The following is a 23,198-nucleotide window of genomic DNA, read 5'->3' as shown; positions in this document are numbered from 1 at the left end:
GCTTCTCGCGGTCACGTTCCGGCAGGGTGGGCGCACTCTGCGTTCCGCCGGAAAACTCCCCGTAGCCTCCCCGTAACACGACTGGTGTTGCCTACGGACCGGAGTGTTCCGGTCTGGCGGGAGTTCAGCATGGCTGTGGAACAACTCCCGGCTCAGGTGCGGGAGTTCGCGAACTACCTGAACGGTCTGATGGCGCGCCTCGATCAGGGCGGCGGCTGGTGCGGGGTGTTCTGGCAGCGCGATCCGGACGGCATGCGCGCCTGCCTCGACGGCCGTGAAATGCCGCCGTGGGACGTGGTGGAGGCGCTCCTCCAGGACCTCGCCTCGGAGTACGGCCCCGAAGCCGCCCGCGCCGAGGCGGGCGGAGCGCGCACGCGGCACGCCGCCGCGCTCCTGGCCCACGACACCCGCCCCGGCGGCCGGGACGCCCTCGGTGACCGGCTCGACGTGATGCTCCGCGAGCAGCGGTACGCCGCGGAACGGCAGGCGGAGCTGGGTCGTTCGCTGGCCGCGGCCACCACGCAGGATCACGCGGACGCACTGCGCCTCGACCTCGCCTGGGCCCGCGACGACCACGCACGAGCCACGGCCCGTTGCGCTGAACTCCGTTCGAGAATGGCCGAGTTGGACCGCCGCTCGGCGCACGCCCCCGCCCCCGGCTCTCAGGCACCCAACGCGCACGCCCCCGCCCCCGGCCCTCACGCGCCCAACACACACGCCCGCACCCCCCGCCCCCAAGCCCCCGGCACGAATACCGCGCAACCCCCTGGCCAGGCGTCCCCCTCCTGGGGCGCCGGCAGCTCGGCCGGGGCTCCCGCCCCCGTCCCCGTCCCCAAGCAGCGCAAGCGGCGTCGGGGCGGCGCTCGTTTCGCCGGGATGGGGGAGGAGGCCGCCGCCCCCGTCGTCGTACCGCCCACCGCCGTACCGTCCCTCCCCGAGCCCTCCGACGCCCCGGGCCGTCGCACCCCCAGGGGTGCCCGCTTCGCCGGGGCCGCCGAGGTCGTGGAAGCAGCCGCGCAGCCGCTGGTCGAGCCGGTGGACGGCGCGGACCGGCGCGAGGTCGCGGGGGCCGTCGAGAGGCTGCTGCGGCTGCGGCGCGAGGGCCGTAGCGGTGAGGCGCACGCGCTGCTCGCCGAGATCACGTACTCGTCGCCCGGCCGGTACCCCCTGCTCGCCGTCGAGCTCCAGCGGGCCGGGCTCGGCGCGGACTGGGCCACCCTGCTGTGGGAGGCCGCCTCGCTGCCCGCCGACCGGCTGGTCGCGGCGGCGGACGCGCTGGTCGCCGCGGGCCGCGAGGGCGACGCGGAGCAGATCATGCGGCAGGGAGTCGTCCGGTCCGCCGACGAGATGGGACAGGTCGTGCTGGGGCTCGCCGGGGAAGGGCGCCGGCGCGAGATCGGCGCCCTGCTGGACGCCTACGTACGGGTCCGCACGCCCGCGGAGGCCGCCCGCAGCGTGGCCGCGGACCCGGGAACCCTCGTACCGTTGCTGCTGGAGGCCGCACGGGGTGTGTCGGACGAGCGGCACTGGGATCTCGTCCACGCGCTGCGGGTCGCCGGCTTCGCCGCCTGATGGGCCGCGGGACTCACCCACAGGAGTGTGAAACCGGATCGCCGCAGCGGGTTGCCGACGATGGTCTTGGCAAGCCCGTCCAGGAGGCTTACGTTCGTGCCTCTACGGCCTGCATCTACGGGCGTAGAGGCTCTGACGTCCCGTCGAAGGAGCAGCTCATGGCCAACGTCGTACGCGCCGCTCTGGTCCAGGCCACCTGGACCGGCGACACCGAGTCCATGGTGGCGAAACACGAGGAGCACGCACACGAGGCGACCCGCCGGGGCGCCCAGGTGATCGGGTTCCAGGAAGTCTTCAACGCCCCCTACTTCTGCCAGGTGCAGGATCCGGAGCACTACCGCTGGGCCGAGCCCGTCCCCGACGGGCCGACCGTGCGCCGGATGCGCGAACTCGCCCGCGAGACCGGCATGGTGATCGTCGTGCCGGTCTTCGAGATCGAGCAGTCCGGCTTCTACTACAACACCGCGGCCGTGATCGACGCCGACGGCTCCTACCTGGGCAAGTACCGCAAGCACCACATCCCGCAGGTCAAGGGCTTCTGGGAGAAGTACTACTTCAAACCCGGAAACGCCGGCTGGCCGGTTTTCGAGACCGCCGTCGGCAAGGTCGGCGTCTACATCTGCTACGACCGCCACTTCCCGGAGGGCTGGCGGCAACTGGGTCTGAACGGCGCCCAGTTGGTCTACAACCCGTCCGCCACCCACCGCGGGCTCTCCTCCCACCTGTGGCGTCTGGAGCAGCCCGCGGCGGCCGTCGCCAACGAGTACTTCGTCGCCGCGATCAACCGCGTCGGCGTCGAGGAGTACGGCGACAACGACTTCTACGGGACGAGCTACTTCGTCGATCCGCGCGGACAGTTCGTGGGGGAGGTCGCCAGCGACAGCAAGGAGGAACTCCTCGTCCGCGACCTCGACTTCGACGTCATCGAACAGGTGCGGCAGCAGTGGGCGTTCTACCGTGACCGCCGCCCCGACGCCTACGAAGGGCTGGTGCAGCCGTGACGGCCGACGATCTGCTGGGACGCCACCGCCGGGTGCTGCCCGACTGGCTCGCCCTCTACTACGAGGAGCCGCTGGAGATCACCCACGGCGAGGGCCGCCATGTCTGGGACGCCGAGGGCAACAAGTACCTCGACTTCTTCGGCGGCATCCTCACCACGATGACCGCGCACGCGCTGCCCGAGGTGACCAAGGCGGTGAGCGAACAGGCCGGGCGGATCGTCCACTCCTCGACCCTGTACCTGAACCGCCCGATGGTCGAACTCGCGGAGCGGGTGGCCCAGTTGTCGGGCATCCCGGACGCCCGGGTCTTCTTCACCACCTCCGGCACCGAGGCCACCGACACCGCCCTGCTGCTCGCCACCGCCCACCGGCGCAGCAACACGCTCCTGGCGATGCGCAACAGCTATCACGGCCGCTCCTTCAGCGCGGTCGGCATCACCGGCAACCGCGGCTGGTCCCCGACCTCCCTGTCCCCGCTGCAGACGCTGTACGTCCACGGCGGGGTCCGCACGCGCGGCCCGTACGCCTCGCTGAGCGACGAGGACTTCATCGCGGCCTGCGTCGAGGACCTGAGGGACCTGCTCGGCCACACCCGGGCGCCCGCCGCCCTGATCGCCGAGCCCGTCCAGGGCGTCGGCGGCTTCACCTCCCCGCCGGACGGCCTGTACGCGGCCTTCCGCGAGGTGCTCGCCGAGCGCGGCATCCTCTGGATCGCCGACGAGGTGCAGACCGGCTGGGGCCGCACCGGCGACCACTTCTGGGGCTGGCAGGCGCACGGCAGGAACGGTCCGCCGGACATCGTCACCTTCGCCAAGGGCATCGGCAACGGGATGTCCATCGGCGGGGTGATCGCCCGCGCCGAGATCATGAACTGCCTGGACGCCAACAGTATCTCGACGTTCGGCGGCACCCAGATCACCATGGCGGCCGGGCTCGCCAACCTGACGTACCTCCTGGAGCACGACCTCCAGGGCAACGCCCGGCGGGTCGGCGGACTGCTCATCGAGCGGCTGCGGGCGGTCGGCGCGCAGGTGCCGTACGTACGAGAGGTGCGCGGGCGCGGCCTGATGATCGGCATCGAGCTGGCCGAGCCCGGGACGGACCGGGCTGCTCCCGAGGCGGCTGCCGCCGTCCTGGAGGCGGCCCGCGCGGACGGGCTCCTGATCGGCAAGGGCGGCGGTCATGACACCAGTGCGCTGCGAATCGCCCCGCCGCTGTCGCTGTCCGTCGCGGAGGCCGAGGAGGGTGCCGCGATCCTCGAACGCGCTCTGCGGAGCCTTCAGTAACGCGCTCCGCGGAGCCTTCAGCAAGGGACACCGCCATGACCACCACCCTGGAACCCGCCCTGTCGGTCCGTCAGGTCCTCGCCCTGGAGCGGGTGCTGGCCGGGGAACCCGAGGTGGTGGCCGGCGCCGGCCAGCTCGACCGGCCGGTGCGCTGGGTGCACGTGGCCGAGGCCGCCGACGTCGGCGTGATGCTCAGGGGCGGCGAGATGGTGCTGACCACCGGGGTGCTTCTGGCCGGTGACGACGGCGCCCAGGCCGAGTACATCCGGTCCCTGCACCGCGCGGAGGCCGCGGCCGTGGTCCTCGGACTCGGCCGCGCCTTCCCTGCCGCCCCGGACGCGATGCGCCGGGCGGCCGAGCGGTGCGGGCTGCCGATGGTGGTCCTGCACCGGCCCTTCCCCTTCGCCGAGCTGACCGAGGAGGTCCAGTCCCGGCTGGTGCGGCGGAAGTTCGCCGCCGTCAGCCTCTCGGAGTCGGTACGGACCGCGCTCACCGCCCTGATCACCTCGGGCGCCCCGCTCCAGCGGCTGCTCGACGAGATCGCCCTGCACAGCGCCTGCCCGGTCGTCGTCACCAACCTCGCCCACCGGGTGCTGGCCACCGCGGGCGAGCGGTCGGCCGTGGACGACGTGCTGCGCGACTGGGACCGCATCGCCCGGCAGGCATGGGGGCACCACCCAGGCCTTTCAGGCACTGGGGGAGGCAGTGCGGGCGACGGCTGGATCCGGGCCGAACTCGGCGGCCGGGGCGAACGCTGGGGCCGGATCGTGCTGTGCGGCCACCGCGGCGACACCGCCACCGGACGGCTGCTCGCCGACCGCGCCGCCGAGGCCCTGGTGCTGCACCGCATGCTCGGCGGCACCTCCGCCCGCACCTGGGAGGAGCAGTCCGCGCAGGGCCTGCTCACCGACCTGGTCAGCGGGATCGTACCGGCCAGGCAGCTGCTGCCGCGGGCGCGGGCGGCCGGACTGCCCGTCAACCGGCGCACCTTCGTGCCGCTGGTCGTCCGGGGCGGCGACCCCGTCCACCTCGACCGGGTGCTGCGGACGCTGGGACTCCCCGGCATCGTCGCGGAGCTGGCCGACCCGGTCACCGCCGTCCTGCTGAGCCTCGCCCGGGACCAGGACGCGGGCGTGCTCACCGCCAACTTCGCGACCCGGCTGCGCGCGGAGGCACCCGGCACCGTCGTGGCCGCCGCCGACCCCCGCGCCGCCTGGGACGACGTGCCCGCGGGACTGCGCGAGGCGCGGCATGTCGCCGACGCCGTGACCGACGTCCTCGACGTCCCCGCGGTGGTGCGCCTCAGGGACGTCCATCTGCGCGGCCTGATCCGGCTGTTGAGGGACGACCCGCAGGTGCAGTCCTTCGCGGAACGGGAGCTGGACGGACTGCTCCGCGGCCCGGAGGAGGACCTGCTGGCGGTGCTGCGCACCTACCTCGCCACCGGCCGCAACAAGTCCCGCACCGCCCAGCTCCACCATGTCTCCCGGCCCGCGCTCTACCGCCGGCTGGAAGCCATACAGGGCCGCCTCGGAGTGGACCTCGACGACTTCGAGCAGGCCGCCTCGGTGCACATCGCCCTGCTCGCCCACGATGCGCAACAGAGCTGAAACATGCCACGACCTGGGAAAACGGCGGTGAAACATGGGCCTGAGACAGGGTGACACCGTGGCACGCCGGATGCCCGCAGACGTGACACCGTGCCAATCGAAGCACGCGCCCGGACTTCCTAGTCTCGCTGCACACCGAGCGACCGGAGGTCCCGATGAGCCGAGTGATCCGTGCCGCCCTCTTCCAGACCGCGTGGACGGGCGACAAGGAGTCGATGATCCAGGTGCACGAGCAGGCGGCCCGCGACGCCGCCGCCCAGGGCGCACAGGTGCTGTGCTTCCAGGAACTGTTCTACGGACCGTACTTCTGCCAGGTGCAGGACAAGGCGTTCTACGAGTACGCCGAACAGATCCCCGAGGGCCCGATCGTCCGGCGGTTCCAGGCGCTCGCCAGGGAGCTGGGCATCGTGCTGATCCTGCCGATGTACGAGGAGGAGCAGCCCGGCGTGCTGTACAACACCGCCGCCGTGCTCGACGCGGACGGCTCGTACCTCGGCAAGTACCGCAAGCACCACATCCCCCAAGTGCCCGGGTTCTGGGAGAAGTTCTACTTCCGGCCCGGCAACCTCGGCTGGCCCGTCTTCGACACCCGGGTCGGCCGGATCGGCGTCTACATCTGCTACGACCGCCACTTCCCCGAGGGCTGGCGGGCACTGGGCCTCGCGGGCGCCGAGATCGTCTTCAACCCCTCGGCCACCTCGCGCGGCCTGTCCGCCTACCTGTGGCAGCTGGAGCAGCCGGCGGCGGCCGTCGCCAACGAGTACTTCGTCGGGGCGATCAACCGGGTCGGCGTCGAGGAGCTGGGCGACAACGACTTCTACGGGACGACGTACTTCGTCGACCCCGAGGCCCGGTTCGTGGGCGAGGTGGCCTCCGACAAGGAGACCGAACTCGTGGTCCGCGAACTGGACATGGCCAAGCTGCGCGAGGTCCGCGACCGCTGGCAGTTCTACCGGGACCGCCGCCCCGACGCCTACCCCCCGCTGACCGCACCCTGAGCACACCGCCCACCCCGGGAGGAGAGGGACCATGAGCAGCCGTACCGTCATCCGCGGCGGTCTCGTCATCACCGCGTCCGACGAGGTCCACGCCGACGTCCTGATCGAGGACGGCCGCGTCGCCGCCCTCGCCGTGCCCGGTACGCAGAGCTGGAGCGCGGACCGCACGATCGACGCCACCGGGAAGTACGTCATCCCGGGCGGCGTCGACGCCCACACCCACATGGAGCTGCCCTTCGGCGGCACCTTCGCCTCCGACACCTTCGAGACCGGCACCCGGGCCGCCGCCTGGGGCGGTACGACCACCATCGTGGACTTCGCCGTGCAGAGCGTCGGACACAGCCTGCGCGAGGGCCTGGACGCCTGGCACGCCAAGGCCGAGGGCAACTGCGCGATCGACTACGGCTTCCACATGATCGTCTCCGACGTGAACCAGGACACGCTCAAGGAGATGGACCTGCTGGTGGAGGAGGGCGTCACCTCCTTCAAGCAGTTCATGGCCTACCCGGGCGTCTTCTACAGCGACGACGGCCAGATCCTGCGCGCCATGCAGCGCTCCGCCGAGAACGGCGGCCTGATCATGATGCACGCCGAGAACGGCATCGCCATCGACGTGCTGGTGGAGCAGGCCCTGGCGCGCGGGGAGACCGATCCTCGCTACCACGGGGAGGTGCGCAAGGCGCTGCTGGAAGCCGAGGCCACGCACCGCGCCATCCGGCTCGCGCAGGTCGCGGGCGCGCCGCTGTACGTCGTGCACGTCTCGGCGATGGAGGCGGTCGCCGAGCTGGCGCGAGCGCGCGACGACGGGCTCAACGTCTTCGGCGAGACCTGCCCGCAGTACCTGTTCCTGTCCACCGACAACCTCGCCGAGCCGGGCTTCGAGGGCGCCAAGTACGTCTGCTCCACTCCGCTGCGCCCCAAGGAGCACCAGTCCAGGCTCTGGCAGGGGCTGCGCACCAATGACCTCCAGGTCGTCTCCACCGACCACTGCCCGTTCTGCTTCGTGGGCCAGAAGGAGCTCGGCCGGGGCGACTTCTCCAAGATCCCCAACGGTCTGCCGGGCGTGGAGAACCGTATGGACCTCCTCCACCAGGCCGTCGTCGACGGGCACATCTCGCGCCGCCGGTGGATCGAGATCGCCTGCGCCACCCCGGCCCGGATGTTCGGCATGTACCCGAAGAAGGGCACCCTGGCGCCCGGCTCCGACGCCGACGTCGTCATCTACGACCCGGGCGCCGAGCAGGTCATCTCGGCGCAGACCCACCACATGAACGTCGACTACTCGGCCTACGAGGGCAGGCGCGTCACCGGCCGGGTGGAGACGGTCCTCTCGCGCGGCGAAGTCGTCATCAGCGAGCGGGAGTACACCGGCCGCGCCGGGCACGGGGTCTACACGCCCCGCTCCACCTGTCAGTACCTCATCTAGGAGTGGCGCACATGGACTTCGGACTCGTCCTGCAGACCGACCCGCCCGCCTCGAAGGTCGTCAGCCTGATGAAGCGGGCCGAGCGCAACGGCTTCACCCACGGCTGGACCTTCGACTCCGCCGTGCTGTGGCAGGAACCGTTCGTGATCTACAGCCAGATCCTCGCCCACACCACCAAGCTGACGGTCGGGCCGATGGTCACCAACCCGGGCACCCGCACCTGGGAGGTCACCGCCTCCACCTTCGCCACCCTCAACGACATGTTCGGCAACCGCACGATCTGCGGCATCGGCCGCGGCGATTCCGCGATGCGGGTGGCCGGCCGCAAGCCCAACACCCTCGCCCGGATCAGCGAGGCCATGAAGGTCATCCGCGCCCTCGGCAGCGGCGAGGAGGCCGACCTCGGCGGCACCGTGATCAGGTTCCCGTGGATCAGACCGGGCGCCGAACTCCCCGTCTGGATGGCCGCGTACGGCCCGAAGGCGCTGAAGATGACCGGCGAGGAGGCGGACGGCTTCATCCTCCAACTAGCCGACCTGTACCTCACCGAGTACATGGTCAAAGCGGTCAAGGACGCGGCCGTCGCCGCTGGACGTCCGGCCGACGACGTCAAGATCTGCGTCGCCGCCCCCGCCTACGTCACCGAGGACGACTCGCCCGCGGCCCTCGCCCACGCGCGCGAGCAGTGCCGCTGGTTCGGCGGGATGGTCGGCAACCATGTGGCCGACCTGGTGTCCAAGTACGGCGAGCACTCCGCCGCCGTACCCGATGAACTCACCGACTACATCAAGGCCCGCGAGGGGTACGACTACTCCCACCACGGACGGGCCGACAACCCCGACACCGCCTTCGTGCCGGACGAGATCGTCGACCGGTTCTGTCTCATCGGACCCGTCGACAAGCACATCGAGAAGCTGACCGCCCTGCGCGAGCTGGGCGTCGACCAGTTCGCCGTCTACGACATGCACGACGCCCAGGAAGCCGTCATCGACGCGTACGGGGCCCACGTCATCCCCGCGCTCCGCGGCTGACCTTCCTCCCCGAGACCCCCCTCCCCGCCGTCCCGGGGAGGGGGCCCAGGGCGCATTCCCTCAGCGCACCCCCATCGGCGCCACCCGCACGGCCTTTCCCGTCCCACCGTCCCTGATTGGCCTGCCCATGACCGACACCGCTCCCACGGCGATACCGCCGTCCTCCCAAGTCACCCTGGCCGACGGCCGGGTGGAGCTCGCCCCGGGGTCCCCGCCGCCCAGCGGCCGTTACGCCAACGACGACCTGCTCCCGGTTCCGGTGGAGAAGCGGACCTGGACCACGTACAACTTCTCCGCCCTGTGGGTCGGCATGGCCCACAACACCGCCTCCTGGACCCTGGCCTCCGGGCTCATCGCCGTCGGCATGGACTGGAAGCAGGCGGTGTTCACCATCGCGCTGGCCAATGTGATCGTGCTGGTGCCGATGCTGCTCACCGGGCACGCCGGACCCAAGTACGGCATCCCCTTCCCGGTGTTCGCGCGCGCCTCCTTCGGCATCCGCGGCGCCAACCTGCCCGCCGTCGTACGGGCGTTGGTGGCCTGCGGCTGGTTCGGCATCCAGACCTGGATCGGTGGCGAGGCGATCTTCTTCCTGGCCGGGAAGCTGATCGGGGACGGCTGGGCCGACGCGGGGAGGATCGGCGGGTACGCCTGGACCATGTGGCTGTCCTTCGCGATCTTCTGGGCGATCCAGGTCGCGATCATCTACCGGGGCATGGAGACGATCCGCCGGTTCGAGAACTGGGCGGCGCCCTTCGTGCTGGTCGGCGCCTTCGTGATGCTGTGGTGGATGAGCGAGAAGGCCGGCGGCTTCGGTCCGCTGCTGGACCAGCCCTCCAAGCTCGGCTGGGGCGGTGACTTCTGGAAGCTGTTCTGGCCCTCCCTCATGGGCATGATCGGCTTCTGGTCCACGCTCTCCCTGAACATCCCGGACTTCACCCGGTACGGGAAGAGCCAGAAGGCCCAGACCTGGGGACAGGCTCTCGGACTCCCTACGACCATGACGCTGTTCGCGTTCCTGTCGGTGATGGTCACCTCCGGCTCGGCGGCGGTCTACGGCGAACCGATCTGGGACCCGGTGCAGTTGGCCGCCAAGACCGACAACGTGGTCGGACTGCTCTTCGCCCTGGTGACCGTGCTGGTGGCGACCCTGTCGGTGAACATCGCCGCCAACCTGGTCTCCCCGGCCTTCGACTTCTCCAACATCGCGCCCCGGAAGATCAGTTTCCGCGCCGGCGCGCTCGCCACCTGTGTCCTCGGCGTGCTGATCTTCCCCTGGAAGCTGTACTCCGACCCGCAGGGCTACATCTTCACCTGGCTCGGCCTGGTCGGCGGACTGCTCGGCACGGTCGCCGGCATCCTCATCGCCGACTACTGGATCCTGCGCCGCGCCCGGCTCGACCTGGCCGACCTGTACCGCACCGGCGGGCGCTACTGGTACGAGGGCGGCTGGAACTGGCGGGCCGTCGTGGCCTTCCTGGCCGGGGGTGTGCTGGCCATCGGCGGCGCGGACTTCGACCCGCTGATCGACGGCACGCCCGTCCCGGCGCTCTCCCCGCTCGCCGACTACGGCTGGGCGGTGGGTCTGGGCACCTCGATGGTGCTGTATCTCGCGCTGATGCTGCCGCGCCGGCGCAGCGCCTAGCGGACCCGCGGGAGGACGGTCACCCCTTCCGACCGTCCTCCAGCGCCGCCACCGCCTCCTTGGCGGCCTTGATGGCGCCCTTGTTGATCTCGTCCGAGCCGGGCGCCTGCTTCGTCTCGAAGTCGCTGCCGTTGTAGGTGACGACGACCAGCGCGTTGGACACCTGGGCCAGCACCACGCCCTCGCGGGTCTGCTGCTTGTCCTCGGTGGTCAGGTTCACCACCGAATACCCCGCGTCCCCGAGGCCCGGAACATCCCCTCCGCCGCTCTTGTCCTCGACTCGCTGCTGGTACGACTTCTGTGCCGCTTCGTCCGAGTCCATGATCTCGAAGGAGACGTCGAGCCAGCGGTAGTCGTACCCCTGGAGCGCGTTCCAGGAGCAGGTGCGGCGCAGCTCGGTGTCCGTGGACGGGATCTCCTTGCCGGCGGCCTTGGCGCCCGGAACCAGCGACTTGACCGTGGCCGAGGAGACGCTGTCGCAGGGCGCGGGGGCCCCGGTGTACGTCTTCGACGCGGCCGAGGTCGAGGGTGCCGAGGCCGACTTGTGCTCCGTCCTCTCCTGCGCCTGCGGCGCGGCGGCCTCCGGTTCCGCGGCGAACGGGCCGGACGTCAGCGCCCAGCCCGCCACGGCGAGCACCACGACGGGGGACAGACGGGCGGTGAGGGCGAGCGGGAGGGGGTAGGAACGCACGGCGCACTTTTCGTGGGGGACGGTGCGGAGGGGGTCCGCACTGCGGACGGGACGGCAGTTTCGCACGGCTGACTGTGGGGCGGAAGTGTCAACTCGCTCCGTGCACGGGCGGTGACGCAGGCCCACCGCCCGTGCGCCGTCTGCCCTGTTATGTCCGTGCGATGGACCGGCTCAGCGCGGACTCGATCCGGTCCACCGCCGTGAACGCCCCGTAGGCCACGAGGTGCACCAGACAGTGGTCGGTGTGCTCGGGCCGCCGCCAGGCCGCCACGTCCTCGTCGGTGATCCGGTACGGCGCGAGGGCCGCCAGCAGCGCCAGCCGCGCCCCCGGCCGCTCCCGGCGGTCCGGGAACCCCTCGAGCACCGGTCCCGGATGCCGCCCGTCCCAGTGCCACAGCCGCTCCCGTACGACGGCCTGCTCGTCGGCGCCGAGCAGCTCGGCGCCCGCCATGGCCGCCCGCAGCAGCGCCGCGTAGGCCGGTCCCACGGCACGGTCGCCCGCCCACGCGGGAGCCTCGCCGGGCTCGGGGCCGTCCAGCAGCGCGAGCGACGCGCCGGGCACGGCCGTGCGGCGCACGGTCCGGGAGAGCGAACGGCCGGCCAGGCTGCGCACCACCCTCAGCCGCTGGGCGTTCGCCGGCATCAGGCCCCCGCTCACCAGGGCCGACACCATCCGGTTGATGAAGTGGAAGGCGAGCGCCGTGCCGACGTACCCGGGAGCGTGCTCACGGGGGAAGGGGTACGGCTGCGACGCGGGGCTCGGCACTCGGGTCCGCCTGCCCCACTCCAGTACGCGCGCGTGCTCCTCGTTCGCCGGGCGCTCTCCCCGCACCAGGCGCTCGGCGAGGGCGTGGTCGCCGGTGGCGTGCAGCAGCACGGTGTGGGCGTCCACGCAGAACGGGCACTGGTTGGCCTGGGACACCCCGAGCGCCGCGAGCTCCTTGCCGGTCCGGCTGCCGGGGCCCGCGATCAGCGACTCGCGCAGCAACGCCCAGGTGCCGGTGAGGATGTCCGGTGCCGAGGAGAGCACCACGAAGGTGGCCGGTTCGTCGATGCCGAAGTCATGGGAGAGCTGCCGGTAGACCTCGGCGACACGACCGGTGGCCGCCTTGGGCGGCACGGGCCGGGTGTAACGGAAGGGTGTGGTCATGGGCAGCAGCGTGCTCCGGGCGGGGGCCCGCGGTCGTCGTACGGCCGAAGGGAGTTGACGCTGCTCCGGCCGGGCCGCCGGGGAGCGGGAACTACTGCGGGGGGAGTAGTGCCGGAGTTGTCCACAGGGCTGACGCCGGTGTCGGCGCGGGCGTCTACTGTGCCGTCATGAGCGGGATCACGGTCACACGCGCGCAGCTCGCCGACGCGGCCCTGGCGGTCGTCGTCGGCGCCCTGGTGCTGGCCACCGCCGCCGGTGCGGCCCTCGTGGACTACGCGCTCGCCGCCGCGGGCTGTGCGGCGCTCGCGTTCCACCGGGCGGCGCCCCGGGCCGTGCTGGCGGTCGCCACCGTGAGCGGCGCCGCCTACGTGCTGCACGCCCAGCCCGGAACCCTGGCCGCCCTGCCCGTCATCGGCGCCGTGCACACGGCGGCCCGGGTCGGGCACCGGGCCCTCGCGGGGGCGGCGGCCGGGGGCTTCCTCGCCGCGCACCTCGCCACCGGACCCGGCACCCAGGAGGTGCTGGAGAAGTCCGCGCTGCTCGCGGGCTGGTTCCTGTGCGCGGTGGTGACCGGGCTCGCCGACCGCAACTGGCAGGCCTACCTGCGCCAGACCGAACAGCGCGCCGTGGAGGCCGAGCGCACCCGAGAGGAGGCCGCCCTGCGCCGGGCCGGTGAGGAACGCCTGCGGATAGCGAGAGAGTTGCACGACTCGCTCACCCACAGCATCTCCATCGTGAAGCTGCAGGCCGGCGTCGCCGTGCACCTCGCCCGCAAGCGCGGCGAGGAGGTGCCGCCCGCGCTGCTCGCCATCCAGGAGGCGAGCGGGGAGGCCATGCGCGAACTGCGGGCCACCCTGGAGGTGCTGCGCACCGACGAGCCGGGCGGCGACCCGGCGCTGCTGGTGGAACGGGCCCGGGCGGCGGGCCTCGCGGCCGAGCTGGCGGTGACCGGGGACGCCCGCCCGCTGCCCGCGACCGTGGACCGGGCCGTCTACCGCATCGTCCAGGAGGCGCTCACCAACGCCGCACGGCACGCGGGACAGGCACAGGTCAGCGTGGAACTCGCCTACGGCCGACAGGACGTGACGATCCGGGTGGACGACGACGGCAACGCCGTCCCGGACCGCCCGCCGGTGCCCGGCATCGGGCTCACCGGCATGCGGGAGCGCGTCACCGCCCTCGGCGGCACGCTGCACGCGGGCCCGCGCGCGGAGGGCGGCTTCTCGGTGCGGGCGCAGCTGCCGCTGGGGGAGGCGGGATGATCAGGGTGGCGCTGGTCGACGACCAGGCGCTGATGCGGGCCGGGTTCCGGGCCCTGCTGGACGCCGAGGACGGCATCGAGGTGGTCGGCGAGGCGGCCGACGGGGAGCGGGGCGTGGCCCTCGTCCGCGCGCAAGCCCCCGACATCGCCCTGATCGACGTACAGATGCCGGTGATGACGGGTATCGAGGCGACCCGCCTGATCGCCGCCGACCCCGCCCTCGCGGACGTCCGCGTGGTGATGCTCACCAACTACGGCCACGACGAGTACGTCTTCGAGGCGCTGCGCGCGGGCGCGAGCGGCTTTCTGCTGAAGGACACCGAACCGGCCGACCTGCTCCAGGCGATCGAGGTCGTGGCGCGCGGCGAGGCACTGCTGTCCCCGTCGGTGACCCGCACGTTGATCGGCGAGTTCGTCGCCCGCCCCCCGGACCGGGCCACCGCTCCCGGCCTGGAGGGCCTCACCCGCCGCGAACGCGAGGTGACGGCGCTGGCCGCCCGCGGCCTGAGCAACGAGGAGATCGCCGAGCACATGGTCATCAGCCCCTTCACGGCCAAGACCCACGTCAGCCGCGCCATGACCAAACTGGGCGCCCGCGACCGCGCCCAACTGGTCGTATTCGCCTACGAGTCGGGACTGGTGGCGGCGCGTGGCGGGAACTGAGTCGGGGCCGGCGACAGCGCGCGGCGAGACATGAGTCAGGGGCCGGCGGCAGCGCGCGCCGGGAAGTGACCCGCGTACGATCGCCCGACCGGCAGCCGCGCAGTGAGGAGCCCGCCCGTGTTCACCTCCCGCCCCACGCTCCAGGGCACCTTCGGCATGGTGTCCACCACCCACTGGCTGGCCTCCCAGTCGGCGATGGCGGTGCTGGAGGACGGCGGCAACGCCTACGACGCCGCCGTGGCGGGGGCGTTCGTCCTGCACGTCGTCGAGCCGCACCTGAACGGCCCGGCCGGCGAGGTCCCGATCCTGCTCGCCCCGGCGGGCGGCGAGGTGCGGGTGCTGTGCGGCCAGGGCGTCACCCCGGCCGGCGCGACCGTCGCGCACTACCGGGGACTCGGCCTGGACCTGGTCCCGGGCACCGGCCCGCTCGCCGCCGCGGTGCCCGGCGCCTTCGACGCCTGGATGCTCCTGCTGCGGGACCACGGCACCAAGTCCCTCGCCGACGTGCTCAAGTACGCCGTCGGATACGCCGAACACGGACACGCGCCCGTGGAGAACGTCGGCGCCACCGTCGAGGCCGTACGGGAACTGTTCGAGACGGAGTGGACGTCGTCGGCCCGCGTGTACCTGCCGGACGGCACGCCGCCGCGCCCCGGAAGGCTGTTCCGCAACCCCGCCCTCGCCGCCACCTGGAAGCGGCTGCTCGCCGAGGTGGAAGGGGCCGGCGACCGGGAGGCGCGGATCGAGGCGGCCCGCCAGGTGTGGCGCACCGGATTCATCGCCGAGGCGCTCGTCCGGCAGGCCCGGCGGCCCACCCTGGACACCAGCGGCGAGCGCCACACCGGCACCCTCACCGCCGACGACCTGGCCGCCTGGTCCGCGACGTACGAGGCGCCGGTGACGTACGACTGGAACGGCTGGACGCTGTGCAAGGCCGGCCCCTGGAGCCAGGGCCCGGTGCTGCTCCAGCAGCTCGCGCTGCTCCCCGCCGAGCTGCCGCCCTACGGCTCCGCCGACTACGTCCACCTGCTGATCGAGGGCTGCAAGCTCGCCATGGCCGACCGGGAGGCCTGGTACGGGGACGCGGGCGAGGTACCGGTCGGGGAGCTGCTGTCCGCGCGGTACAACGCGCGCCGGCGGGCGCTCGTGGGCGCCGGCGCCTCCCACGAACTGCGGCCCGGCAGTCCCGGCGGTCGGGAGCCCAGGCTGGCGGCGCACGCGCGCGTGGTGCTCGACGACGCCTCCCTCCCGGCACCCGGCGCAGGTGAGCCCACGGTCGCCCGGCACGCGGCCTCACCCGTGCCCGGCGAGCCCCAGGTGGGCGGGGACGGGGCCACCCGGGGCGACACCTGCCACCTGGACGTCGTCGACCGCTGGGGCAACATGGTCTCGGCCACGCCCAGCGGCGGCTGGCTCCAGTCCAACCCCGTCGTGCCCGAACTGGGTTTCCCGCTCGGCAGCCGGCTCCAGATGACCTGGCTGGAGGAGGGACTGCCCGCCTCGCTGACCCCGGGGCGTCGCCCGCGCACCACGCTCTCGCCCTCGCTCGCCCTGCGCGACGGGGAGGCGGTCCTGGCCTTCGGTACGCCCGGCGGCGATCAGCAGGACCAGTGGCAGCTGCACTTCTTCCTGGCGGTGGCGCTGCGCGGGCCGGTGCGCGGCGGCCTCGACCTCCAGGGCGCGATCGACGCCCCGAACTGGCACAACGACAGCTTCCCCGGCTCCTTCTTCCCGCGCGGGACGCGGCCGGGCAGCGTGACCGTCGAGTCGCGCATGGCCGCGGACGTGATCGAGGACCTGATCGGGCGGGGACACCGGGTGACGGTCGGCGAGCCCTGGTCGGAGGGGCGGCTGTGCGCGGTCGCACGGGATCCGCATACGGGGGTGCTGTCGGCGGCGGCCAATCCGCGGGGGATGCAGGGGTACGCCGTGGGACGGTGACGGCCGGGGGAGGCCCGTCATCAACCGACGTATTCACGCCGATTCGGGATGCCCCGTGCGAATCTGCCTGTTCACGCTGATTCCACCCGGTTTTTACTGGCGGGGCGGGGATTGTCAGTGGGGCGTGCTCTCATGGAGACATGATCGTAGACACGGAAACCATCGACGAGTTTCTCGCTCGGCACGCCTCTGACGTGGAGGAAGCAGTCCGCCAGGCCGCCGCTCGGGAGATAGTGCCGCGCTGGCGGAAGCTCGCCGCGCACGAAGTCGACCAGAAGAGCGGACCGCACGACCTGGTGACGGACGCCGACCGCAGGGCCGAGCAGTACCTCACCGAGGCGCTCGGCACGCTGCTGCCCGGCTCCGTCGTGGTCGGCGAGGAGGCGGTGCACGCCAACCCCGCGACCTACGCGGCAATACAGGGCGAGGCGCCCGTCTGGATCGTCGACCCCGTCGACGGCACCCGCCAGTTCGTCCACGGCGACCCCGGATTCTGCACCCTCGTCGCGCTGGCCCAGGGCGGCGAGCTGCTCGCCTCCTGGACCTACGCGCCGGCCCGCGACCAGCTGGCCACCGCGATACGCGGCCGGGGCGCCTGGCTCGACGGCGAGCGGCTGCACTCCGGTGCGCCGGATGCGGGCCGCGACCTGCGGGTGGCGACATCCCACCCGGACTACACCACCGACGAGCAGAAGCACGCCCTGCTCGGCCTGTGGAGCGAGGGTGTGGCACCGCGTGCCTGCGGCTCGGCGGGCCTGGAGTACCTGGCCGTCGCGCGGGGCGAGTCGGACGCGGTCGCGTTCAGCTGGGAAGCGGCCTGGGACCACGCGGCGGGCCTGCTGCTCGTGGAGGAGGCGGGCGGTGCCCATCTCACCCTGACCGGCGAGCCGTTCCGCATCACCGGCGGCAACGCCCTGCCGTTCACGGCGGCGCGGGACGCGGCCACGGCGAGGCGGGTGCGGGAGCTTCTGGGGCGAGCGGCGCCCTGACCACCGAGCGGCGCGATCCGGTGGGCCCGGCCCTGCCCGTGGGCGGGCCCGGCATATCCTGACCTCGCATGGCCATCGGCTGACAAAGGAGTCCGAAGGTGCCGTCGATGCTCGACGCGGTAGTGGTGGGTGCGGGGCCGAACGGACTGACCGCTGCCGTGGAGCTGGCCCGCCGCGGCTTCTCCGTCGCCCTGTTCGAGGCGCGTGACACCGTCGGCGGGGGAGCCCGCACCGAGGAGCTCACCCTCCCCGGGTTCCGCCACGACCCGTGCTCGGCGGTGCATCCGCTCGGCGCCAACTCCCCGGCGTTCCGGGCCCTTCCCCTGGAGCGGTACGGCCTGCGGTGGCTGGACGCCGACCTGCCCATGGCGCACCCGTTCCCCGACGGGACCGCCGCCGTGCTCTCCCGCTCGGTCGGGGAGACGGCCGCCTCGTTCGGCGCGCGGGACGCGGGGGCGTACCGCAGGCTGGTCCAGCCGTTCCTGCCGCGCTGGGACACCCTGCTCCGGGACTTCATGTCCCTGCCGCTGACCGCGCTGCCCCGCGATCCGGTCACGCTCGCCCGCTTCGGCCTCGCGGGCCTGCCGCCGTCGACCTGGCAGACCCGCCGCTTCCAGGGGGAGCGCGCCAAGACCCTGTTCGCCGGTCTGGTCGCCCATGTGATGGCCCCGCTGAACGGCTTCGCCACCAGCGCCGTGGGCCTGGTCTTCGCCCTGGCCGCGCACGCCCGCGGCTGGCCGGTGGCCCGGGGCGGCTCCCAGTCGATCTCGGACGCGCTGGCCGCGTATCTGCGGGACCTCGGCGGCGCGATCCACACCGACTACGAGGTCAAGCGGCTCGACGACCTGCCGCCCGCGCGCGCGTACGTCTTCGACACCTCGCCCACCGCCCTGGCCCGGATCGCGGGGCTCGGCCGCTACTACGACACCTACCGGTACGGCGCGGGCGTCTTCAAGATCGACTATGCGCTGGACGGACCGGTCCCATGGACCGCGCCGGAGGCCCGCCGCGCGGGGACCGTGCAGATCGGCGCCGACAGCGCGGAGATCGGCGCCGCGCTGCGCGCCGCCTCCCGGGAGGGCCGGGCGCCCGAGCGGCCGTTCATGATCACGGCCCAGCCGAGTCTCGTGGACCCGAGCCGGGCCCCGGAGGGCAAGCAGGTGTTCTGGGCGTACGCCCATGTGCCCAACGGCTGGACCGGCGACCTCACGGACGTGATGGAACGCCAACTGGAGCGCTACGCCCCGGGTTTCCGCGACCGTGTCCTCGCCCGCGCCACGGCAGGACCCCCCGAGCTCGCCGCGCGCAACGCCAACTACGTGGGCGGCGACATCGGTTCCGGCGCGGCCTCCGGACTCCAGCTCGTGCTGCGGCCCAAGATCTCCCTGTTCCCCTACGGCACTCCGCATCCGGCGGTCTTCATCTGTTCCTCCGCCACCCCGCCCGGACCCGGGGTGCACGGGATGTCGGGACACAACGCGGCGAAGGCCGTGTGGAGGAGGCTGAGGCAGACATGACCACCCTCACGCTGGTCCAGGGCGACATCACCCGCCAGAGCGCCGACGCGATCGTCAACGCCGCCAACTCCTCCCTGCTCGGCGGGGGCGGAGTGGACGGCGCGATCCACCGCCGGGGCGGACCCGCGATCCTGGAGGAGTGCCGCAAGCTGCGCGCCTCCCGGTACGGCAGGGGCCTGCCCACGGGCCGGGCGGTCGCCACCACGGCCGGGGACCTGGACGCCCGCTGGGTGATCCACACCGTCGGCCCCGTCTTCAGCGCCACCGAGGACCGCTCCGGCCTCCTCGCCTCCTGCTACCGCGCATCCCTGGCCGTGGCCGACGAACTGGGCGCCCGCACCGTCGCCTTCCCGGCCATCTCCACCGGCGTCTACCGCTGGCCCATGGCGGACGCGGCCCGGATCGCGGTCGAGACGGTCCGGACGACGCCGACGGAGGTCGAGGAGGTGACGTTCGTCCTGTTCGACGAACGGGCCTACGAGGCGTTCACCGCCCAACTCCCCTGACCACCTGGCCCTCCCGGAGCACGGCGCCCACCCTCCCGGAACACCTCTACCGGCCTGACACCCCTGACCCTCCGGGCGCACCGCGCGATCAACGCCCACCCGGAACAGGCAGCCCGAGTCCAGCCGGTATCACCGGCCCGCCCCTCCCGCCTCACCCGGACGGCGTGCCACGGTCGCCGCCCTCCCGCCCCCGGGGTCTGCTGACCCCAGGGCAGAGGAGGGAGACCGGTATGGCGGGCGACGGGGAGCTGCCGCTGGGGCCTGAGGCGGAGCTGGAGCGGCTGCGGGCGCGAGTCGAGGCGCTGGAGGCCGAGCGCGCCGTGCGTCCGCGACGGCACCGCGTCAAGTCGCTGCTCGCCGCCCTGCTCGTCGTCCTGGGCTGCATCCTCACCCCGCTGGGCGCCCTCGCGGCGTGGACCGCCGACATCACGCGGGACAGCGACCGCTACGTCGACACGGTCGAACCCCTCGCGCGTGACCGGGACGTCCAGAACGCCGTGGCGGGGCGGGTCAGCGATGCCGTGATGGCCCACCTCGACCTGAAGGCGCTGCTGTCGCAGACCCCGGTCGCGGACCGGCCGCTGGTGGAGAAGGCCCTGGGAAAGCTGGGCGGTTCGCTGGAGGACGCGGTCCGCAGCTTTGTGCACGACAAGGCACAGGCGGTCATCGCCTCGGACACCTTCGACCGCATCTGGGCCGAGTCCAACCGCCGGGTCCACAAGGCCGTCGTCAAGGCGCTGACCGGCGAGGGCGGCGGCGCGGTGAAGGTGGAGGGCGACGCGGTGACCATCGACCTCGGTCCGGTCGTCGAAGAGGTCAAGAAGCGACTCGTCGACGACGGCCTGACGGTCGCGGGGAAGATCCCCGAGATCCACACCGACTTCACGGTCATCACGTCGGAGGACATCGGCCAGGCCCGTACCGGGTTCCGGCTGCTGCAGCTCACCGGATTCTGGTTCCCGATCGTCTCCGCGCTGCTGATCGCGGGCGGGGTCCTGTTGGCCACGCACCGCCGCCGGGCCCTGATCGCGGGCGCGCTCGGCTTCGCCGTCGCGGCGGGCCTGCTCGGCATCGCCCTGACCGTCTTCCGCATCGTGTACCTCGACGCCCTGCCCTCCGGCATCTCGCAGCCCGCCGCCGAGGCCGTGTACAACACCATGGTCCGCTACCTGCGCACCGCCATCCGCGTGGCGCTCGCCCTCGGCGTGGTCGTCGCCCTCGCCGCCTGGCTCACCGGCCCCGGCCGCCGCGCCCGGTTCCTGCGGCAGATGTGGCACGCGGGCATCGGCGCCGCCCGCGCCACCGCCGACCGGGCGGGTCTGCGCACCGGCCGGGCGGGTCGTTACGTCCACCGGCACCGCACCTGGATCTCCTGGCTGCTGGTGGCCGCGGCGGTGCTGGCGTTCGGGCTGTGGCCCTATCCGACCGGCTGGGTCGTCGTCGGCCTGGCGCTCACCCTGCTCTTCGCGCTCGCGATCGTCGACTTCGTGGCCGAGGACATCGTCGACGTCGTGGCCGAGGACGAGGCCACGACGTGACCCTCACTCCGTGGCGTCACTGATCCCCAGCCGCAGATGCTCCACGTGATAGACGGCCTGGTCGAGGAGTTCGGCGACATGGTGGTCGTGCAGCGCGTACACGACCGACCGGCCGCGCCGCTCACCCACCACCAGGCCCAGATTGCGCAACAGCCGCAGCTGGTGCGAGCAGGCGGACTGCTCCATGCCCACCTCCGCGGCCAACTCGGTGGCCGGCAGCGGTCCTTCGCGCAGCCGCGCCAGGATCAGCAGGCGGGAGGGGGTGGACAGGGCCTGGAGGGTGGTCGCCACCTTCGCGACATTGTCCGCGTCCAGGCGTACGCGCTCATCCGCGGTGGTGGTGACGGCTCCATGACCCATGGGCGTATCCTACTCACCACACATGAACAGATGAATGAGTCTTCATGTGTTCCTGTATGGTGGCCCGCGTGTCCACCGCACTCGCCCCCGCCCACGCCCCCGCATCCGCCCCGGCGGCCCCCCGCCGCCGTACCCGGATCCTCGCCCTGCCCGAGGCCCGCTGGGCGCTCGCCGCGACCGTCGCCTTCCTGCTCGGCCTCGCCCTCGACCTGACCGGCGCCCCCGCCTGGGCCTACGGCCCGCTGTACTCCGTCGCCTACGTCACCGGCGGCTGGGAGCCCGCGCTCGAAGGGCTCCGAGCGCTGCGCGAGAAGACCCTCGACGTCGATCTGCTGATGATCGTCGCGGCCCTCGGCGCCGTCGCGATCGGGCAGGTCCTCGACGGCGCCCTGCTGATCGTCATCTTCGCCACCTCCGGCGCCCTGGAGGCCCTGGCCACCGCCCGCACCGCCGACTCCGTGCGCGGCCTGCTCGACCTCGCGCCGACCACCGCGACCCGGGTCACCGAGGCGGGCGAGGAGACCGTACCGACCGCCGAACTCGGCGTCGGTGACGTGCTGTTGATCCGCCCCGGCGAACGCATCGGCGCCGACGGCCGGGTCCTCGACGGCACCAGCGAGGCCGACGAGGCCACCATCACCGGCGAGCCCCTCCCGGTCCTCAAGCGCCCCGGCGACGACGTCTTCGCGGGCACCCTCAACGGCGCCGGCGCCCTGCGCGTCCGGGTCGAGCGTGACCCCGCCGACTCGGTGATCGCCCGGATCGTCACCCTCGTCGAGGAGGCGTCCCGCACCAAGGCGCCGACCCAGCTGTTCATCGAGAAGATCGAGCAGCGCTATGCCGTGGGCATGGTGCTCGCCACCCTCGCGGTCTTCGGCGTCCCCCTCGCCTTCGGGGCCGAACTCACCGACGCCCTGCTGCGCGCGATGACCTTCATGATCGTCGCCTCGCCGTGCGCGGTGGTCCTGGCGACCATGCCGCCGCTGCTGTCCGCCATCGCCAACGCGGGCCGGCACGGCGTCCTGGTCAAGTCGGCCGTCGCGATGGAACGCCTCGGCGAGATCGACACCACCGCCCTCGACAAGACCGGCACCCTCACCGAAGGCGCCCCCGAGGTGACCGGGGTCCGTCCGCTGCCGGAGTCCGGCCTGGACGAGGACGCCCTGCTCGCGCTCGCCGCCTCCGCCGAGCACCCCAGCGAGCATCCGCTGGCCCGCGCGATCGTCGCCGCCGCCCGCGGCCGGGGCCTCTCCCTCGCGCCCGCCGAGGACTTCACCGCGATCCCCGGACAGGGCGTCACCGCCACCGTCGACGGGCGCCAGGTGAGCGTGGGCAGCGCCGAGGCCGACAGCGACGCGACCGTCGTCCAGGTGCACCGCGACGGTCAGCCGGTCGGCACCCTCGCGCTCACCGACCGCCTGCGCGCCGAGGCCCCCGCCACCACGGCCGCCCTCACCGCCCTGACCGGCACCGCCCCCGTCCTGCTCACCGGCGACCACGCCGGTGCCGCCGCCCGGGTCGCCGAGGCCACCGGCCTCACCGACGTCCGTGCGGGACTGCTCCCCGAGGACAAGGTCGACGCCGTACGCGAGCTGCAGCAGCAGGGCCGCAAGGTGCTCTTCGTCGGCGACGGCGTCAACGACGCCCCCGCCCTCGCCGCCGCCCACTCCGGCATCGCCATGGGCCGCGCGGGCTCCGACCTGGCCCTGGAGACCGCGGACGCGGTGATCGTGCGCGACGAGCTGACGACCGTGCCCGCGGTGGTACGGCTGTCCCGGGCCGCCCGGCGGCTGGTGGTGCAGAATCTGGTCATCGCGGGGGTCTTCATCACCGGCCTGGTCCTGTGGGACCTGATCGGACACCTTCCGCTGCCGCTCGGCGTGGCCGGCCACGAGGGCTCGACCGTGCTGGTCGGCCTCAACGGACTGCGGCTCCTGCGTGAATCGGCATGGACCCAGGACCGCCGAGGTTGATGTCGGATTCTCGCCAGCCTTCCCCCGGCGCGTGCTCGAT

At 72.8% G+C, this 23,198-nt stretch carries 19 protein-coding genes; 16 read left to right on the top strand and 3 right to left on the bottom strand.

Annotated features, from left to right (window positions below; translation table 11 throughout):
* Positions 1–129 precede the first annotated feature (129 nt).
* The 8 genes from ACWD11_RS29050 (at position 130) to ACWD11_RS29015 (ending at position 10,569) form a co-directional block, all read left to right on the top strand.
* The gene (locus ACWD11_RS29050; RefSeq protein WP_451286499.1) at positions 130–1,572 is read left to right on the top strand and encodes a hypothetical protein; all 1,443 of its coding nucleotides are present in this window, start codon (positions 130–132) and stop codon (positions 1,570–1,572) included.
* A 158-nt stretch (positions 1,573–1,730) separates the two neighbouring features.
* Positions 1,731–2,573 carry a nitrilase-related carbon-nitrogen hydrolase gene (locus tag ACWD11_RS29045; protein ID WP_389420705.1) on the top strand — a complete coding sequence of 281 codons (843 nt, stop codon included), beginning with the start codon at positions 1,731–1,733 and terminating at the stop codon, positions 2,571–2,573.
* Positions 2,570–3,859: an aspartate aminotransferase family protein gene (locus tag ACWD11_RS29040; protein WP_451286497.1), complete on the top strand. Its 1,290-nt coding sequence runs from the start codon at positions 2,570–2,572 to the stop codon at positions 3,857–3,859. Before ACWD11_RS29045 ends, ACWD11_RS29040 begins: the two co-directional genes overlap by 4 nt.
* Before the next feature lie 35 nt (positions 3,860–3,894).
* The gene (locus tag ACWD11_RS29035; RefSeq protein WP_451286495.1) at positions 3,895–5,469 is read left to right on the top strand and encodes a PucR family transcriptional regulator; all 1,575 of its coding nucleotides are present in this window, start codon (positions 3,895–3,897) and stop codon (positions 5,467–5,469) included.
* A gap of 155 nt (positions 5,470–5,624) precedes the next feature.
* Positions 5,625–6,467 (top strand): nitrilase-related carbon-nitrogen hydrolase, encoded by an 843-nt coding sequence (locus ACWD11_RS29030; protein WP_451286493.1) that lies wholly within the window; start codon positions 5,625–5,627, stop codon positions 6,465–6,467.
* 31 nt (positions 6,468–6,498) lie between these two features.
* Complete coding sequence (hydA, locus tag ACWD11_RS29025) at positions 6,499–7,893, top strand: dihydropyrimidinase (protein WP_389420709.1); 1,395 nt, start codon at positions 6,499–6,501, stop codon at positions 7,891–7,893.
* A gap of 11 nt (positions 7,894–7,904) precedes the next feature.
* Positions 7,905–8,924, top strand: a complete 1,020-nt coding sequence (locus ACWD11_RS29020) for a TIGR03842 family LLM class F420-dependent oxidoreductase (protein WP_451286491.1) — start codon at positions 7,905–7,907, stop codon at positions 8,922–8,924.
* A 127-nt stretch (positions 8,925–9,051) separates the two neighbouring features.
* The gene (locus ACWD11_RS29015) at positions 9,052–10,569 is read left to right on the top strand and encodes an NCS1 family nucleobase:cation symporter-1 (protein WP_389420711.1); all 1,518 of its coding nucleotides are present in this window, start codon (positions 9,052–9,054) and stop codon (positions 10,567–10,569) included.
* Positions 10,570–10,588: 19 nt separating this feature from the next.
* On the opposite strand, the gene ACWD11_RS29010 is transcribed toward ACWD11_RS29015, so the two are convergent.
* Positions 10,589–11,260 carry a hypothetical protein gene (locus ACWD11_RS29010; protein WP_451286489.1) on the bottom strand — a complete coding sequence of 224 codons (672 nt, stop codon included), beginning with the start codon at positions 11,258–11,260 and terminating at the stop codon, positions 10,589–10,591.
* A 148-nt stretch (positions 11,261–11,408) separates the two neighbouring features.
* Positions 11,409–12,410 (bottom strand): carboxymuconolactone decarboxylase family protein, encoded by a 1,002-nt coding sequence (locus ACWD11_RS29005; RefSeq protein WP_451286487.1) that lies wholly within the window; start codon positions 12,408–12,410, stop codon positions 11,409–11,411.
* 167 nt (positions 12,411–12,577) lie between these two features.
* Here ACWD11_RS29005 and ACWD11_RS29000 point away from each other — a divergent pair, with 167 nt between their 5' ends.
* The 7 genes from ACWD11_RS29000 (at position 12,578) to ACWD11_RS28970 (ending at position 20,825) form a co-directional block, all read left to right on the top strand.
* Entirely contained in the window at positions 12,578–13,672 is a 1,095-nt protein-coding gene (locus ACWD11_RS29000; protein WP_389420714.1) for a sensor histidine kinase, read from the top strand.
* Complete coding sequence (locus tag ACWD11_RS28995) at positions 13,669–14,334, top strand: response regulator (protein ID WP_451286485.1); 666 nt, start codon at positions 13,669–13,671, stop codon at positions 14,332–14,334. The genes ACWD11_RS29000 and ACWD11_RS28995 overlap by 4 nt, the downstream gene beginning before the upstream one ends.
* Positions 14,335–14,451: 117 nt before the next feature.
* Positions 14,452–16,275: a gamma-glutamyltransferase family protein gene (locus ACWD11_RS28990; RefSeq protein ID WP_451286483.1), complete on the top strand. Its 1,824-nt coding sequence runs from the start codon at positions 14,452–14,454 to the stop codon at positions 16,273–16,275.
* A 140-nt stretch (positions 16,276–16,415) separates the two neighbouring features.
* A complete protein-coding gene (locus tag ACWD11_RS28985; RefSeq protein ID WP_451286482.1) occupies positions 16,416–17,264 on the top strand; it encodes an inositol monophosphatase family protein in 849 nt (282 codons plus the stop codon).
* 107 nt (positions 17,265–17,371) lie between these two features.
* Positions 17,372–18,781: a phytoene desaturase family protein gene (locus ACWD11_RS28980; protein WP_389420718.1), complete on the top strand. Its 1,410-nt coding sequence runs from the start codon at positions 17,372–17,374 to the stop codon at positions 18,779–18,781.
* Positions 18,778–19,287, top strand: a complete 510-nt coding sequence (locus ACWD11_RS28975; RefSeq protein ID WP_389420719.1) for an O-acetyl-ADP-ribose deacetylase — start codon at positions 18,778–18,780, stop codon at positions 19,285–19,287. Before ACWD11_RS28980 ends, ACWD11_RS28975 begins: the two co-directional genes overlap by 4 nt.
* Positions 19,288–19,517: 230 nt before the next feature.
* Positions 19,518–20,825 (top strand): hypothetical protein, encoded by a 1,308-nt coding sequence (locus ACWD11_RS28970; RefSeq protein ID WP_451286479.1) that lies wholly within the window; start codon positions 19,518–19,520, stop codon positions 20,823–20,825.
* Between the two features lie 3 nt (positions 20,826–20,828).
* On the opposite strand, the gene ACWD11_RS28965 is transcribed toward ACWD11_RS28970, so the two are convergent.
* The gene (locus ACWD11_RS28965; RefSeq protein WP_389420721.1) at positions 20,829–21,185 is read right to left on the bottom strand and encodes an ArsR/SmtB family transcription factor; all 357 of its coding nucleotides are present in this window, start codon (positions 21,183–21,185) and stop codon (positions 20,829–20,831) included.
* 56 nt (positions 21,186–21,241) lie between these two features.
* Here ACWD11_RS28965 and ACWD11_RS28960 point away from each other — a divergent pair, with 56 nt between their 5' ends.
* Positions 21,242–23,158 carry a heavy metal translocating P-type ATPase gene (locus ACWD11_RS28960; RefSeq protein WP_451286477.1) on the top strand — a complete coding sequence of 639 codons (1,917 nt, stop codon included), beginning with the start codon at positions 21,242–21,244 and terminating at the stop codon, positions 23,156–23,158.
* Positions 23,159–23,198: the final 40 nt, after the last annotated feature.

Source organism: Streptomyces sp. NPDC002776, assembly GCF_053592195.1.
Note: the sequence above shows the minus strand (reverse complement) of the source record. Positions and strands in the feature narration are given on the sequence as shown.